The sequence below is a fragment of the Candidiatus Paracoxiella cheracis genome (assembly GCF_049348705.1).
Lineage (GTDB): Bacteria > Pseudomonadota > Gammaproteobacteria > Coxiellales > Coxiellaceae > Paracoxiella > Paracoxiella cheracis.
On record NZ_CP186485.1, the window covers coordinates 522,412 to 536,736 of the forward strand.

The 14,325-nt window shown below is 43.9% G+C and carries 17 protein-coding genes and 1 tRNA gene; 8 read left to right on the top strand and 10 right to left on the bottom strand.

The window, feature by feature from the left end; genetic code table 11:
- Positions 1 to 38: 38 nt before the first annotated feature.
- On the top strand, positions 39 to 431 hold the full coding sequence (locus ACJMKR_RS02715; protein ID WP_423063666.1) for a DUF3775 domain-containing protein: 393 nt from the start codon (positions 39 to 41) through the stop codon (positions 429 to 431).
- A 67-nt stretch (positions 432 to 498) separates the two neighbouring features.
- Here the strand turns inward: ACJMKR_RS02715 and ACJMKR_RS02720 are convergent, their stop codons facing one another.
- Positions 499 to 1,158, bottom strand: a complete 660-nt coding sequence (locus ACJMKR_RS02720) for a hypothetical protein (protein ID WP_423063667.1) — start codon at positions 1,156 to 1,158, stop codon at positions 499 to 501.
- Between the two features lie 130 nt (positions 1,159 to 1,288).
- Here ACJMKR_RS02720 and ACJMKR_RS02725 point away from each other — a divergent pair.
- The 6 genes from ACJMKR_RS02725 to pmbA all read left to right on the top strand — a co-directional run bounded on the left by ACJMKR_RS02725 (position 1,289) and on the right by pmbA (position 8,396).
- A tRNA-Leu gene (locus ACJMKR_RS02725) sits at positions 1,289 to 1,373 on the top strand.
- Positions 1,374 to 1,398: 25 nt separating this feature from the next.
- Positions 1,399 to 2,718, top strand: a complete 1,320-nt coding sequence (gene tig / locus ACJMKR_RS02730; RefSeq protein WP_423063668.1) for a trigger factor — start codon at positions 1,399 to 1,401, stop codon at positions 2,716 to 2,718.
- Between the two features lie 8 nt (positions 2,719 to 2,726).
- Positions 2,727 to 3,317 carry an ATP-dependent Clp endopeptidase proteolytic subunit ClpP gene (gene clpP / locus ACJMKR_RS02735; RefSeq protein WP_423063669.1) on the top strand — a complete coding sequence of 197 codons (591 nt, stop codon included), beginning with the start codon at positions 2,727 to 2,729 and terminating at the stop codon, positions 3,315 to 3,317.
- A gap of 66 nt (positions 3,318 to 3,383) precedes the next feature.
- Positions 3,384 to 4,643 (top strand): ATP-dependent Clp protease ATP-binding subunit ClpX, encoded by a 1,260-nt coding sequence (gene clpX / locus ACJMKR_RS02740; RefSeq protein ID WP_423063670.1) that lies wholly within the window; start codon positions 3,384 to 3,386, stop codon positions 4,641 to 4,643.
- Positions 4,644 to 4,649: 6 nt separating this feature from the next.
- Positions 4,650 to 7,073 carry an endopeptidase La gene (lon, locus tag ACJMKR_RS02745; RefSeq protein ID WP_423063671.1) on the top strand — a complete coding sequence of 808 codons (2,424 nt, stop codon included), beginning with the start codon at positions 4,650 to 4,652 and terminating at the stop codon, positions 7,071 to 7,073.
- A 9-nt stretch (positions 7,074 to 7,082) separates the two neighbouring features.
- Positions 7,083 to 8,396 carry a metalloprotease PmbA gene (gene pmbA, locus ACJMKR_RS02750; RefSeq protein WP_423063672.1) on the top strand — a complete coding sequence of 438 codons (1,314 nt, stop codon included), beginning with the start codon at positions 7,083 to 7,085 and terminating at the stop codon, positions 8,394 to 8,396.
- 166 nt (positions 8,397 to 8,562) lie between these two features.
- Here the strand turns inward: pmbA and ACJMKR_RS02755 are convergent, their stop codons facing one another.
- Genes ACJMKR_RS02755 through ACJMKR_RS02795 form a run of 9 tightly spaced genes read right to left on the bottom strand, consistent with a single transcriptional unit; the run spans position 8,563 to position 13,413 of the window.
- Positions 8,563 to 8,832: an HPr family phosphocarrier protein gene (locus tag ACJMKR_RS02755; RefSeq protein ID WP_423063673.1), complete on the bottom strand. Its 270-nt coding sequence runs from the start codon at positions 8,830 to 8,832 to the stop codon at positions 8,563 to 8,565.
- Complete coding sequence (locus ACJMKR_RS02760; RefSeq protein WP_423063674.1) at positions 8,825 to 9,367, bottom strand: HPr kinase/phosphorylase; 543 nt, start codon at positions 9,365 to 9,367, stop codon at positions 8,825 to 8,827. Before ACJMKR_RS02760 ends, ACJMKR_RS02755 begins: the two co-directional genes overlap by 8 nt.
- A complete protein-coding gene (locus ACJMKR_RS02765; protein WP_423063675.1) occupies positions 9,364 to 9,816 on the bottom strand; it encodes a PTS sugar transporter subunit IIA in 453 nt (150 codons plus the stop codon). The genes ACJMKR_RS02760 and ACJMKR_RS02765 overlap by 4 nt, the downstream gene beginning before the upstream one ends.
- A gap of 13 nt (positions 9,817 to 9,829) precedes the next feature.
- Positions 9,830 to 10,105, bottom strand: a complete 276-nt coding sequence (gene hpf, locus ACJMKR_RS02770; protein WP_423063676.1) for a ribosome hibernation-promoting factor, HPF/YfiA family — start codon at positions 10,103 to 10,105, stop codon at positions 9,830 to 9,832.
- A 35-nt stretch (positions 10,106 to 10,140) separates the two neighbouring features.
- Positions 10,141 to 10,863: an LPS export ABC transporter ATP-binding protein gene (gene lptB / locus ACJMKR_RS02775; RefSeq protein WP_423063677.1), complete on the bottom strand. Its 723-nt coding sequence runs from the start codon at positions 10,861 to 10,863 to the stop codon at positions 10,141 to 10,143.
- A gap of 8 nt (positions 10,864 to 10,871) precedes the next feature.
- Positions 10,872 to 11,336 (bottom strand): lipopolysaccharide transport periplasmic protein LptA, encoded by a 465-nt coding sequence (gene lptA / locus ACJMKR_RS02780; protein WP_423063678.1) that lies wholly within the window; start codon positions 11,334 to 11,336, stop codon positions 10,872 to 10,874.
- A 19-nt stretch (positions 11,337 to 11,355) separates the two neighbouring features.
- A complete protein-coding gene (lptC, locus tag ACJMKR_RS02785) occupies positions 11,356 to 11,940 on the bottom strand; it encodes an LPS export ABC transporter periplasmic protein LptC (protein ID WP_423063679.1) in 585 nt (194 codons plus the stop codon).
- Entirely contained in the window at positions 11,937 to 12,437 is a 501-nt protein-coding gene (kdsC, locus tag ACJMKR_RS02790) for a 3-deoxy-manno-octulosonate-8-phosphatase KdsC (protein WP_423063680.1), read from the bottom strand. Before kdsC ends, lptC begins: the two co-directional genes overlap by 4 nt.
- 1 nt (position 12,438) lies before the next feature.
- Positions 12,439 to 13,413 carry a KpsF/GutQ family sugar-phosphate isomerase gene (locus ACJMKR_RS02795; RefSeq protein WP_423064169.1) on the bottom strand — a complete coding sequence of 325 codons (975 nt, stop codon included), beginning with the start codon at positions 13,411 to 13,413 and terminating at the stop codon, positions 12,439 to 12,441.
- A 103-nt stretch (positions 13,414 to 13,516) separates the two neighbouring features.
- Here ACJMKR_RS02795 and ACJMKR_RS02800 point away from each other — a divergent pair, with 103 nt between their 5' ends.
- A complete protein-coding gene (locus ACJMKR_RS02800; RefSeq protein WP_423063681.1) occupies positions 13,517 to 14,320 on the top strand; it encodes an ABC transporter ATP-binding protein in 804 nt (267 codons plus the stop codon).
- The last annotated feature ends 5 nt before the right edge of the window (positions 14,321 to 14,325 follow it).

The following is a 14,325-nucleotide window of genomic DNA, read 5'->3' on the forward strand; positions in this document are numbered from 1 at the left end:
TATTAAGGGTATGCGTTAGCAAAGGGAAAGGGGTAGTCATGCCAGAACTTGATTTGAATTCAGATATCGTTTGTAAAATCATCAGTCATGCCCGTGAATTTCAGGCGAAAGAAGGCGTGGTGATTCCTGAAAATCCGCAAGAATTTAGTGAAGATGATTTTCAGCAAATTTTAGCGGATCATCAAAACGATTTAACATTTTCAGAAGTGCAAGAAGCCATTAATCAACTTGAACCCGATCAGCAAATGCAGTTAGTTGCGCTGATGTATTTGGGTCGAGGTGATTATTCGATTGACGAATGGGATCAATGTTTAGAGCAAGCACGCGAAGGTTGGACCTCGCATACCGCTCAATATTTATTATCTAAGCCGCAAATTGCCGAGTATTTAGAGGCCGGTTTAGAAATGTTTGGATTAAGTTGTGAAGACTAAGTTACAAAAAATATAGGGATTGCGGTTACTATTTTAACGGCAATGCCAATCCCGATACGCATGCAATTTAATTTCCAAAACTTTGTAACTCGCCTGCCTGTCCTGTAAAACTATTGGGACTGTGATAAGTAATCGTATAATTTCCCGCGCGTGATAACTTGCCGCCATTATATGACATGCGATCGTTAGGATAATATGTAAAATGAACCGAACCGATGCTGCGAACTTTACCGCCATTTCCATCTAAACTACGGCACGCAAACTTAAAACCCTTATTGTACGTAATCGGAAAACTGCCGCTAAGTCCGCGCTGGGTATTGCTATCATTTTGTACGCCGGTAAGCGTTTCATTGTTTGCCATACACGGATAATAATTGATGCGGATGCCGTTCACTTGCGCAACTTTTCCGCCGTTACCGTCAAACTGAGACTGCGGATAATACTCAATTTTAAGCGCTTTGATTGGCACTGGTTTCTTCCCTAATGCCTGCGCAAAATGCTGTGCTTCAAGAAGTGCAGGGGTATTTGGTGCGAACTTTGCGAGATTGCCGTAAACCGTCACGTAAAATAACACCTGGGGTGTTCGCACGACCACGCCTCTGAAATTGCCTGTGCTATCGATAGCCTTTGTGACTTGTGTCTCGGTGGCATTGCCCACAAGCGGGATCATGAACGACCCGAAAGCGAGGTTGAGTAAAATGAGGATTTTATTAAACGAATGATTCATGGTAGCGTATCCCTTAGGTAAAAGGTAGGTACACGACATGATAGTATACTTTTTGATCGCGATCATCTTCAAAACTTGTGTCACACTCCCTTTTAGTGTTCAATACGTCCCTCTAAGCATATGATTCCGAGCGAGAGTGGCGGAATTGGTAGACGCGCTGGATTTAGGTTCCAGTGGGGTAACCTGTGAGAGTTCGAGTCTCTCCTCTCGCACCATAGCAAACTGAAAGTGAGTAGATTTATGGCAGCATCTCTAGAAAAATTGGATGGATTACAACGACGAATGACGGTCACCGTACCTGCAGAGCAGGTCGAAAAAGCCTATAAAGAACGACTTCAAAAGATTTCAAAGACAGCCAAAGTAGCTGGATTTAGACCTGGAAAGGTGCCGGTCAACGTATTGGAAAAACGCTTTGGGGAAGACATATTGCATGAAGTCGCTAATGAGCTGCTACAGATCAATTTGAGAGAGGCGGTAGAAGAGCAGAAGCTTCAAATCGCAGGAATACCCAAGATCGAGCCCTCCAAGATTGAGAAAGGTAAGCCTTTAGAATTTGTGGTTAATTTTGAGACCTATCCAGAGGTTACCTTGCAAGATCTCACCGGATCCAGCATCGAGCGTCATAGCGCCGAAGTCACCGATAAAGATGTAGATGGCATGCTGGAAGAGCTGCGTAAACAACATGCTGAGTGGGATGAGGTTGAGCGTGCGGCTAAAGAGGGTGATCGTGTCGTCATCGACTTTGAAGGGATGATCGATAATAAGAATAAGCCATTCGAGCGAGGCAGCGCGAAAGACTTTCAGCTCGAGTTGGGCTCAAAACGAATGATTCCAGGCTTCGAAGAGGGAATCGTTGGTATCAAACCCGGCGAAGAGCGCGATGTAGATGTCACTTTCCCGGAAGAATACCCGAGCCAAGAACTCGCGGGCAAGAAAGCAGTATTCAAAATCAAACTTAACAAGGTGTTGGGATCGAAACTTCCTGACTTGGATGACGAACTGGCCAAAAAGATTGGCTTTGATAAAGGCATCCAAGCATTGCGCGATGAAGCACGCAAAAACATGGAAAAAGAAATAGAGCGAGTGTTGGCTTCACAATTAAAGATACGCATCTTGGATAAACTGATTGAAAAGAATCCTATTGAGGTGCCTGAAGCGTTGGTGGAAGCCGAGATCGATAGCCTTCAACAGATGACGCGCCAGCAAATGCTGTCACAGGGTCAAAATCCAGACGATGTGAAAAAATTGGAATTGCCGCGCGACCCTTATGTCGAGCAGGCCAAAAAGCGCGTGGTGCTAGGGCTGTTGCTGGGTGAGGTGATTAAACAGCACGAAATCAAAGTGGATCCCGACCAAGTTCGTGCAAAAGTAGAAGAGATTGCATCGGTATATCAAAAGCCAGAAGAAGTGGTTTCCTGGTATTATAATAATAAGAGAATGCTATCCGAGATCGAGTCGGTTGTTCTTGAAGATCAAGCGGTAGCAAAGTTGCTGGAGCAGCTAGAGATCAAGGAAAAGTCACTATCCTATGAAGATGCATTGAAACGTTCACAAGAGTAGAGGTGAGAATGAGCGTGTTAGTACCTATGGTTGTAGAACAAAGCTCGCGCGGTGAGCGGGCTTATGATATCTATTCAAGGCTTCTGAAAGATCGAATCATCTTTCTCATCGGTCCGGTTGAAGAAAACATGGCCAACCTGGTGATTGCCCAACTTCTTTTCTTGGAGTCAGAAAATCCTAATAAAGACATAAGCTTATACATCAATTCGCCCGGTGGTGTCGTCACCGCTGCCATGGCCATTTATGATACAATGCAGTTTATTAAGCCCGATGTTCGCACGTTGTGCATCGGCCAAGCAGCGAGTGCGGGCGCATTGTTGCTGACTGCGGGTAAAAAGGGCAAGCGTCACTGCCTGCCGCACTCCACCGTGATGATCCATCAGGTGTTGGGTGGGTATCAGGGACAAGGGACCGATATCCAAATTCATGCCCGCCAAACACAATTAGTGAGCGACAGATTGAATAGAATTTTAGCAAAACACACGGGCAAGAGTTTTGAAGAAGTTGAAAAAGATACTAATCGTGATTACTTTTTAACAAGTGAAGAAGCAGTAGAATATGGATTGGTTGATTCGGTATTTACGGAACGAGTGGAATAACGTATGTCATTCATTGAAATATGGGAACAATGCCCCTATATTTACAACTGAATGAGGTAACGCTAGATGAGTGAAGAAAAACCCCAAATTTTACATTGCTCTTTTTGTGGTAAAAGCCAACATGAAGTTCGTAAATTAATTGCTGGCCCAAGCGTATTTGTTTGTGACGAATGCGTTGATCTCTGCAATGATATTATTCGCGAAGAAGAGCTGGCGCAGGCTGTAGAATCACAAAAGAAATTACCCAGCCCGCAAGAAATTCACCACATGCTCAACGAATATGTGATTGGGCAAGATTTCGCAAAGAAAGTCTTGTCTGTTGCTGTTTATAATCATTACAAACGACTTAGCCATCATCATAAAAAAGGTGATGTTGAGTTAAATAAAAGTAATATTTTATTAATTGGCCCAACAGGTTCAGGAAAAACATTATTAGCGCAAACACTCGCGAAGATTTTGAATGTTCCATTTGCGATTGCCGATGCCACAACATTAACCGAAGCGGGTTATGTGGGTGAAGATGTTGAAAATATCATCCAAAAACTTTTGCAAACATGTAATTATGACATTGAGAAGGCAAAATCGGGTATCGTGTACATCGATGAAATTGACAAGATTGCACGTAAGACAGATAGCCCTTCACTGACGCGCGATGTGTCGGGTGAAGGTGTGCAGCAAGCATTACTCAAACTTATTGAAGGAACCGTCGCCTCTATACCACCGCAGGGTGGGCGTAAACATCCGCAGCAAGAATATTTACAAGTAGATACTTCGAACATTCTGTTTATTTGTGGTGGTGCATTTGCGGATTTACACAAAATAATCAGGCATCGTACCGACAAAAGTGGCATTGGTTTTGCCGCAGAGGTGAGCGCTAAAGATGATAATACAAAATCGTCTGAGCTGGTTAAGATTGTCGAGCCAGAAGACTTAATGCGATTCGGTTTAATTCCAGAATTTGTGGGACGACTACCTGTCGTGGCCACGCTTGATGAGCTGGATGAAGGCGCGCTTATGAATATTCTCACTGAGCCTAAAAATGCGCTCACAAAACAATACCAGAAATTGTTTGAACTCGAAGGTGTTGAAATTGATTTTCGTGAAGACGCACTGAAAGAAATAGCCAAACAAGCGATTGTCCGTAAATCGGGTGCACGAGGACTGCGATCAATCGTTGAGCATACATTGTTAGATCTGATGTATGAGCTTCCGTCGGTGAAAGGCTTGAAAAAAGTCATCATCGATGAAAAAGTGATTAACAAAAGATCTCAACCGATGTTCATTTATGAAAATGATAAATCTGTCCGAAAGGTAGCTACGGAATAATTTTTAATGACTAAAAAAGTTAAACAACAACAGGCACGTTTGCCTTTACTGCCATTGCGAGATGTCGTTGTCTTCCCGCACATGGTTATCCCTTTATTTGTCGGTCGTACTGAATCCATCAAAGCACTTGAAATGGCGATGAACGGTGACAAGCAGATCTTTTTGGCCTCCCAAAAAGATCCTAACGTCGATACGCCGAAACAAAGTGACATTTATGAGGTCGGAACGGTTGCGACGATATTACAACTGTTGCGATTGCCTGATGGCACTGTAAAAGTCTTGGTTGAAGGCTCTAATCGCGCCAAATTAATAAAGCTTCATAAAGAAGCCGACTATTTAAGCGTTGACCTGGAAATACTAGAAGAAGGAGCGGGTGTTGGTGGTCAGGAAGTTGAAGCGTTGGTTCGTGCCGTGCTTTCACAGTTTGAGCAGCTAGTCAAAATCAATAAAAAAATTCCACCGGAATTATTAACCTCGTTGGCGAATATTGAAGAGCCGGGCCGTTTGGCAGACAGTATCGCAGCGCACATGACGATCAAACTAGATTCGCGTCAAAAGATTTTAGAAACGCCAAACGTTAAAGCTCGCCTTGAATTACTGCAAACTTTGCTCGTTCAAGAGCTCGATTTGGTCGAGGTGGAAAAACGCGTTCAAGGTCGTGTGAAGCAGCAGGTTGAAAAAAGCCAGCGTCAATATTATTTAAGTGAAAAAATTAAAGCGATTCAGCAGGAATTGGGTGAATTGGATGAAGGCGGCCCTGTCGATGAGCAAAAACAATTATTGGATAAAATTGAAAAAGCGGGCATGACCAAAGAGGCGAAAGAAAAGGCGCTCGCAGAATTAAATAAATTGAAAATGATGCCGCCGATGTCAGCCGAAGCGACGGTTTGCCGTAATTATTTGGAATGGTTGTTGCAGGTGCCCTGGAAAGAGCATTCTAAAATCAGCAAAGATCTGAACAAGGCAGAAGAAATTTTAGAAGCGGACCATTACGGATTAGAAGAAGTCAAACAACGAATCTTAGAATATTTGGCTGTCCAACAACGCGTGAAAAAACTAAAAGGTCCGATATTGTGTTTGGTTGGGCCTCCTGGTGTCGGTAAAACATCGCTGGGACAATCGATTGCAAATGCAACGGGCCGCCAATTTATTCGTATGTCATTGGGTGGTGTGCGCGATGAAGCTGAAATACGCGGTCACCGCAGAACTTACATTGGTGCATTGCCGGGTAAGATTATCCAAAAAATGGCTCGTGCAAAAGTGCGCAATCCATTATTCATGTTGGATGAAGTAGACAAGATGGCGATGGACTTTCGTGGTGATCCTGCTTCGGCATTATTAGAAGTTTTAGACCCCGAGCAGAACAACACATTCAGTGATCATTATTTAGAAGTGGATTATGATCTTTCTGATGTCATGTTCATTGCAACCGCTAATTCTTTAGATATTCCGAGTCCTCTGCTGGATCGTATGGAAGTGATTCGGTTGGCCGGTTACACCGAAGAAGAAAAATTAAATATCGCAAAACGCTATTTAATTCCTCGGCAAGTTAAACAAACAGGGCTTAAAGAGAAAGAAATTTATATTTCTGACGCGGCTATTCGCGAAATCATTCGTAGCTACACACGTGAAGCAGGCGTGCGGGCACTCGAGCGCGAAATAGCAAAATTATGTCGCAAAGTCGTAAAAGAAATATTAACAGCTAAAGGCAAGAAAAAACGCACGCTGATCACACGCCGAAACATTGAAAAATATTTGGGTGTTAAACGTTTTCGTTTTGGTTTGGTTGAAGAGCGTGATCAAATTGGTCAAGTGACTGGCTTAGCCTGGACCGAAGTAGGTGGAGAGCTGCTAACCATCGAAGCACAAGTGCTAGCGGGCAAGGGCAAATCATTGCATACGGGTCGCTTGGGCGATGTCATGCAAGAATCTATTCATGCGGCCACTACCGTTGTGCGAAGTCGTGCGGAATTAATGGGTGTAGCATCGGACTACTTTCAGAATCATGATTTTCATATCCATGTGCCAGAAGGTGCAACGCCAAAAGATGGTCCCAGCGCCGGCATTGGCATGTGTGTGGCACTTGTATCGGCAATTACACAAATTCCTGTGAAAGCCAATGTTGCCATGACGGGTGAAATTACGTTGCGTGGTGAAGTGCTACCGATTGGTGGGCTAAAAGAAAAATTATTGGCGGCGCTGCGTGGTGGTATAAAGCATGTGATTATTCCATCCGAAAATAAGCGTGATCTCAAAGAAATTCCAAAAATTGTAACGCAGGGTTTGAAGATTCATCCCGTAAAATGGATTGATGAAGTTTTTGAAATTGCCTTGCAGCATACACCGGAATCGATGTCCACAACAAAACCACCCATGGTAGGCAATAGTCGTTCAAAGTCGCGCAAAGATGATCGTACTAGAGCACACTAATTAAAAAATATGAAGCACTTAAAAACACTTGCCGAACAAATCATTGCGCAAGCACAAAAGCAAGGTGCTGATCAGGTTGACGTATCAACTAGCTTAGAAACCGGATTTTCAGCGACAGCACGACAGGGTGATGTGGAAACTATCGAGCATCATCAAAACCGCAGCCTCAATATTACTGTCTTTCAAGATCACCGAACGGCTTCGGTTAGTACTTCTGATTTTTCGCCAGAGGCGATTGAGGCAGCCATTCAAAAGGCGTGCTCAATTGTGCAATTTACAGGAGAGGATGCTTGTTTGGGATTAGCAGATCCAGATTTATTGGCTCACGATTATCCCGATTTAAAACTTTATCACTCTTGGTCGATCACGCCGAAAGAAGCGATCGACATGGCAGTGTCTTGTGAAGCGAGTGCTTTAAAACAAGATAAGCGTATTAAACACTCAGAGGGAGTAACGTTAAATACCTTTGATGCGACTGAAATGCTCGCGAATAGTTACGGCTTTTTTGGCGGTTATCAAAAAAGCTCGCACAGTTTGAGTTGTGGTTTGGTGGCCGAGCAAAATGGTGAAATGGCGCGTGAATATGAATATACCATTTCACGTGACCCATCAAAATTGCTCAGTGCAGAAACCATTGCCGACCAAGTGGTTGCAAAAACATTAAAACGATTGGGTGCAAAACGTTTGAAAACGCAACGTTGCCCTATAGTTTTTCATTCTTCTGTCGCTCGAAGTTTGTTGGGACACTTTGTGAGTGCAATTTCAGGCGTTAACCTATATCGCGGAACATCCTTTTTAGCCGATCAATTGGGAAAGCCTGTTTTTCCAGCGTCAATGACGATTTATCAAGATCCTCACGTTATTGGTGAAATAGGTAGTGTACCTTTTGATGGCGATGGTGTAAGAACCAAAAAATTAGATTACATTAAAGATGGTGTTTTAGTGAATTATAGTTTGGGCACGTATTCTGCGCGCAAGCTTGGGATGAAAAGCACCGGCAATTCGGGTGGGGTGCATAATTTAATGCTTAATCATTCGAATAAAACTTTAGATGATTTATTAAAAGAAATGGGCACGGGCCTTTTTGTCACAGAGCTTATCGGTCAAGGAGTCAGCATCGTGAGTGGCAATTATTCGCGCGGTGCATTTGGCTTTTGGGTTGAAAACGGTGAAATTCAATATCCGGTCCATGAAATCACGATTGCCGGCAACTTAAAAGATATCTTTAAAGGCATTCAATGCGTGGCGAATGATGTTGATCACCGTCGCAATATCAAAACCGGCTCAATCCTGCTCGCTCCTATGATGGTAGCAGGGGAGTAAAAAAAGCAACACAACGCATGGAAATATTTTAACTAGTTCATTGATTTTGTGATATAAATTTCTATACATGTAAATTCCACGGGCCGCCCATCAAATTTACATGTAAGGATGGCAGGATCATCACTAACGCGTGGATGAAAGCTTGAGTTTTATGGGGTGGGTCGGTTTATTCCGACTCGCCAAACTTATCGTTGATTAGCTTTTCGAGAGCTTGCATGGCTTCTTGCTCATCCTCGCCAGAGACGATTAATTCGATGGTAGCGCCACAGCTTGCTGCAAGCACCATCACATTCATGATGCTTTTCGCGTCGACTTCGCGGTTGTTGTAGGAAATTAAAATTTTGCTTTGATAGCGCGAGGCGAGGTTGACGAGCTTCATAGCAGCGCGTGCGTGTAGGCCGAGTTTGTTTATTATTTTAATGTTTTTTTTAATCATGAGTGGTTCCGCTCGCTTGTCGGTGTCGTTTTGTAAATTCGACGCTGGTATCATAGCCGTTAAGTTTTAAATGATAATTGCGTGCCAGCGTTTCAATCAGCAGCGGCAGACTTTTAGCGGCCGATGCTGGGAAAATAATTTCGGGTATCTCAATCCCAAGTATTTTTTCTGATTTTGAAATGGGGTTCAAGGGATCTTCGATGGCAGGCATGTCGCGTGGATCGACGAGATGAATAATAAGCTGTAATGCGTGTTCACAAGCGAATGCCTCGGGTGTGAATAATTTTTCAAGATTAATCACTCCGATGCCGGCGATGATCATGAATTTGTCGATGACATCAGGGCAAGTGCCGATGATTTTGTTATCACGGCAGCAAAGATCGACACTATCATCGCTAATAAATTGATGGCCAAGATCCATGAGGGCTAGTGAAAGCTCACTTTTACCAATGCCGTGATCACCGGTAATTAGCACGCCAAGTTGGTCGATTATCATGAAGTTGCCATGTAGCGTTGTTTTTTTGTTGGTATTCATGGAAACGATAACGCCGCCCGATATAATTCTTCATCCGTTTGCGATTGACGCAGTTTGTCACAGTATGACTGATCTTTGAGTTTTTCAGCAAGGGCTCCGAGAATTTCCACGTGCTCTTCGGCTTTTTCTTCGGGAACTAATAATCCGCATATCAAATCAACGGGTGCTGTTTCTTTTGGAGCAAAATTAATAATGTTATTGAGTGAGATGATTACACAAAGTGGCCGCTTGAGCCCGCGAATCCGCGCATGCGGAATGGCAACACCATGTCCGATGGCAGTGTGGCCAATCCGCTCGCGCTTTTGTAGTGCTTCTAATATATCTTGATATTTAACATCATTATCCCATTCGCTGGCTAGCTTACTGATGAGCTCCAATACCTTTTTTTTATTGAGGTCAGTCTGTTTGTAAACAGTCAGCTCGGGATGAATTAATGTGTTTAATTCCATCAATGATGCTCTGTCAGTTTTTTTTGTATTTGCTTAGTTGCGCCTCTAGTTTTTTCACCAGTAGATCAATGGTTTTATACATATCCGTTGATTCAGCGTTGGCGTTGATCGTGCTGCCAGGAACACCAATTTGTGCATCGGCAATTTGCCGGATTTTATTGACATGAAATGTGATGCGGATGCTGGTGATCTGATCATTATGACATTGTATGCGTCGCAATTTCTTTTTAGTTAACTCGCGTAATGCGGGTGAGATGTCTATGCCTTGGCCTGTCATTTGTATCTGCATGTTACTTCTCCTTAATGTGTTGAGTGTTTGAAGTATTAAAGATCAAATTCGTGTCCTAAATAAACCTCCCTAACGTTTTTATTGGCTAAAATTTCCGTGGGTGTGCCGGCAGCGATGATGCTGCCTTCACTCACGATGTAAGCGCGTTGGCAAATGTCTAATGCTTCACGCACATTGTGATCCGTTATTAAAATACCGATGCCGCGATCGCGTAAATGCGTAATGATGCGTTTAATATCGATGACTGAAATGGGGTCGATACCCGCAAATGGCTCATCTAATAAAATAAATTTTGGGTCCATGGCTAATGCGCGGGCAATTTCGACGCGGCGTCGTTCGCCACCGGATAAACTGATGCCTTGTATGTCGCGTAAATGGCTAATGTGAAATTCTTGCAATAAGCTTTCGCATTTTTCTTGGCGTTCTTTTTTTGTTAAATCATCGCGTAATTCTAAAATTGCCATGATGTTGTCGTATACGGAAAGTTTGCGAAAGATAGAGGTTTCCTGGGGTAAATAGCCGATGCCAAGGCGTGCGCGCTTGTGCATTGGGAAGCGGCTGATATCTTGATCGTCTAAATAAACATGACCTTTATCAGGGGTGATTAAGCCGACGATCATATAAAAGCTAGTGGTTTTACCGGCGCCATTGGGTCCCAATAGACCGACGACTTCGTTGCTTATCGATAAGGAAACATCCTTAACAACTTGACGGGACTTATAACTTTTTTGCAACTTGTTAGCGCTGAGTGTGGGCATTCTGGCTGCTATTTACTACCTTGCGGTTCAATCACGACAGTGGTTTTGCCATGCCCCTCGGGGCTCGTGGAGACCACCACCTGTTTACTTATATCATACCAGATATGAGGCCCTGTGAAGAGGTTTTCATCCTGCGTGACTTTTGCCCGTTTTAACAATAATACTTGATTTTTCAAGGGATAATACTTAATTGTGTCGGCTTGAGTAAATAATCGTTTAGGTTGATTGTCCGGTAGGGTGGTGTAGTGGGCGGGTTGTCCGGTAGCTACGATTAAGATGATTTTATTATTCACCTTACTGTTATAAACCACCACCTTATCGCCGGTCAGCCGAGGGGTGCCCTGTGTTGCATGCACATGCCCTTGGTAAATCGTGGTGTGGAGATTTTGGTTGTAAATGATGGTGTCTGCCTGAATGTGGTAGGGCAGATATTGATCGTTTGTACGAGCAAGGACGATAATGGGTAGCAACAAGAAAATAAGGCCGAGCAGTTTACTGCTTGGTTTCCTTAGCCTGATTTTGGGGGACATAAATACCTCTTGAGTGTGACAATAACGTAATGATGCCCTTTTTAAAATCTGCGTTCATGCCCTTTGCTTTCACGATCCATCCGGGGCGGGTAATGGTGACGTTTTCATCGGTTTGTGCATAAGATTTGCGGGGATAAAACGTCATCGCGCTGGTTTTAATCGTCGTCTCACGGTTGTTGGGTTCTTGTGGTTGATGCACCACCACATGGCCCCATAAATAAACCCAGTCTATACCATTTTGGCTTTTGCCGTTGTCGGCCGATACATACCAAGGAATATGTTCACTGGTGTAAATCATCATGGTCGGCTTTTGGAAGCGCGCGGCATTATTATGAGGATAATGCATGATTTTCGGTGTTTGAAGCTCGCTATGCAAAAGTCCTTGGTTGTTGTATTCGTAATAATTTACGTTGGTCATGAACGTATCGGGGCGACGATCTAACGTGGCGCGCTCCTGGATTCGATGGTGATTACTGTGCACCATAAGAATGGTACTGAGACAAGCGACAGCAATTAAAAATAAACTTAACCAGACGTTTCTACTCATCGACTTTGCTCATGGAGGATCATGTCACAGACTTCGCGCACAGCACCGTGCCCGCCAGTGTGTTGGGTTTGCCAATCCGATTGTTGTTTTACTTGTGTCACGGCATTAGCAACTGCAATGCTTAATCCTACTTGTTTCATCACGGGTAAATCGGGTAGATCATCGCCGACGTAGGCAACAGTGTCTTTTGAAATATTTAACTGCGACAATAATTCTTCAAAGGCCGTGATCTTTGATACTTGACCTTGATAAATATGTTGTACGCCTAATTCTTGCATGCGAGCAGTAACGACCGGACTGTTTCGACTTGAAATAATAGCGACAGGAATACCGGCATTTTGTAGGTTTTTAATGCCCATTCCATCGTGGGTGTGAAAAGATTTCATTTCATTGCCATCGGGCGTTAACCAAATTTTGCCGTCGGTTAAAACACCATCGACATCTAAAATGAGTAATTGGATACGACGAAATTTTTCAGTAATGGAATCTTTTGACATTTTAGATAACACCTGCACGTAATAAATCGTGCATATGAACCACACCCAGTGGAATGCGTGACTCATCAGTTACGATGAGGGACGTGATTTTATATTCTTGCATTATTTTTAACGCTTCAGCGGCTAATAATTTCGGTGAGGCGGTAACGCTTTTTTCGGTCATCACGTCACGAATGAGCGTGTTGTGAATGTCATAGCCTTTGTCTATGGTGCGACGTAAATCGCCGTCGGTAAAAATGCCAATTAACTCACCGTTATCGGAAACGACAGCCGTCATGCCTAAACTCTTTTGGGTGATTTCAATGAGTGCTTGGTCGAGCAGACAATCCGGTTTAACGATAGGAATGCTGTTATTGGTATGCATGATATCGTCGATGTGCAATAAGAGGCGCCGTCCTAAAGAACCGCCGGGATGAATGCGTGCAAAATCGTCTGATGTGAAGCCGCGAGCATCTAACAAGGCGATCGCTAATGCATCTCCCATAACCAGGGTAGCCGTGGTGCTTGACGTGGGTGCAAGGCCGAGTGGGCAGGCTTCTTGTTCGACGCTCACATCCAAACAAATAGCGGCAGATTTACCGAGGGTTGAGCTCGGTTTGCCGGTGATGGCAATCAAGGTGGTTCCTAAGCGTTTGAGAGTTGGAATAATATTTATCAGCTCATTGGTTTCGCCGGAATAAGAAATACCGATTACAACATCTTCGGGGGTAATCATGCCCATGTCGCCGTGGCTCGCTTCACTCGGATGAACGTAAAAGGCAGGAGTGCCTGTGCTTGCAAAGGTGGCAGCGATTTTCCGGGCGATGTGGCCCGACTTGCCCATGCCGATGACGACAATACGTCCTTTGCAGTTTAGCATGGTTTCACAAGCGTTGACGAAATGGTCGTCAATTTTTTTTTGAAGAGATTCAATAGCTTGCATCTCAGTTGCAATAACTGCTTGTCCTAACTTTTTGATATTATCACTATTTTGCATCATGTTTCGTCTTAATGAATTTAGTAGGCAGCGTGTGTTGGTTTCGGTATTATAAGGCATATTGCAGAATTTAGTCACTAGATTTCAGAACTTACGAACGATTATGCATGAGAACAAAGAACATATTGTAATAATTGATGATCTTCATTATTCGCGTGGAGATAAAAAGATTTTCAGAGGCGTTAATCTCGCCATTAAGCGCGGAAAAGTGACGGCCATCATGGGGCCCAGCGGAACGGGAAAAACTACCCTGTTGCGCCTTATTGGTGGACAGCTTAAACCCGATAGTGGTCAATTGAAGGTCAATGGGAGCGATGTGCCCTCGCTGTCACGCAGTAAACTAAAGCAGCTTCGTCGTAGAATGGGTTTGCTTTTTCAGGAAGGGGCGCTATTCTCTGATCTCAATGTCTTTGAAAACGTTGCCTTTTTGCTTCGCGAGCACACAAAGCTGCCAGAAGATATGATTCGAGATCTCGTGCTGATGAAACTCGAAGCCGTCGGTCTTCGCGGTGCCGCCGGGCTACAAACGAGCGAGCTCTCGGGTGGTATGGCTAGGCGCGTTGCATTGGCTCGGGCAATCATGTTAGATCCTGAATTAATGATGTACGATGAGCCGTTTACAGGGCAGGATCCGATCAATCGTGGCGTGCTTTTGAATTTGATACGCCGCCTGAATGATGCCTTTGGGCTTACTAGCGTCCTCGTTTCCCATGATGTGAGAGATGTGACCGCTGTGGCCGACTATATTTATGTGCTCGCGAATGGCACTGTGATTGGTTCTGGGACTCCAGAAGAAGTCATCAATGATACATCGCCTCAGCTCCAACAATTTGTTCAAGGTTTGCCCGATGGGCCAGTCCCTTTTCAATATCCCGCTGATAATTTTAAACAGGATTTAGGCTTGTGATTGCA

What these genes read in the sequence shown, in the direction of transcription:
- ACJMKR_RS02765 (WP_423063675.1), bottom strand. Translation starts at nt 9,816, where the DNA reads ATGGAATTAAACACATTAATTCATCCCGAGCTGACTGTTTACAAACAG.
- pmbA (WP_423063672.1), top strand. Translation starts at nt 7,083, where the DNA reads ATGAAGCACTTAAAAACACTTGCCGAACAAATCATTGCGCAAGCACAA.
- ACJMKR_RS02755 (WP_423063673.1), bottom strand. Translation starts at nt 8,832, where the DNA reads ATGATTAAAAAAAACATTAAAATAATAAACAAACTCGGCCTACACGCA.
- ACJMKR_RS02795 (WP_423064169.1), bottom strand. Translation starts at nt 13,413, where the DNA reads ATGCAAAATAGTGATAATATCAAAAAGTTAGGACAAGCAGTTATTGCA.
- lon (WP_423063671.1), top strand. Translation starts at nt 4,650, where the DNA reads ATGACTAAAAAAGTTAAACAACAACAGGCACGTTTGCCTTTACTGCCA.
- hpf (WP_423063676.1), bottom strand. Translation starts at nt 10,105, where the DNA reads ATGCAGATACAAATGACAGGCCAAGGCATAGACATCTCACCCGCATTA.
- ACJMKR_RS02760 (WP_423063674.1), bottom strand. Translation starts at nt 9,367, where the DNA reads ATGAATACCAACAAAAAAACAACGCTACATGGCAACTTCATGATAATC.
- tig (WP_423063668.1), top strand. Translation starts at nt 1,399, where the DNA reads ATGGCAGCATCTCTAGAAAAATTGGATGGATTACAACGACGAATGACG.
- lptC (WP_423063679.1), bottom strand. Translation starts at nt 11,940, where the DNA reads ATGAGTAGAAACGTCTGGTTAAGTTTATTTTTAATTGCTGTCGCTTGT.
- ACJMKR_RS02720 (WP_423063667.1), bottom strand. Translation starts at nt 1,158, where the DNA reads ATGAATCATTCGTTTAATAAAATCCTCATTTTACTCAACCTCGCTTTC.
- ACJMKR_RS02715 (WP_423063666.1), top strand. Translation starts at nt 39, where the DNA reads ATGCCAGAACTTGATTTGAATTCAGATATCGTTTGTAAAATCATCAGT.
- lptB (WP_423063677.1), bottom strand. Translation starts at nt 10,863, where the DNA reads ATGCCCACACTCAGCGCTAACAAGTTGCAAAAAAGTTATAAGTCCCGT.
- ACJMKR_RS02800 (WP_423063681.1), top strand. Translation starts at nt 13,517, where the DNA reads ATGCATGAGAACAAAGAACATATTGTAATAATTGATGATCTTCATTAT.
- clpP (WP_423063669.1), top strand. Translation starts at nt 2,727, where the DNA reads ATGAGCGTGTTAGTACCTATGGTTGTAGAACAAAGCTCGCGCGGTGAG.
- clpX (WP_423063670.1), top strand. Translation starts at nt 3,384, where the DNA reads ATGAGTGAAGAAAAACCCCAAATTTTACATTGCTCTTTTTGTGGTAAA.
- kdsC (WP_423063680.1), bottom strand. Translation starts at nt 12,437, where the DNA reads ATGTCAAAAGATTCCATTACTGAAAAATTTCGTCGTATCCAATTACTC.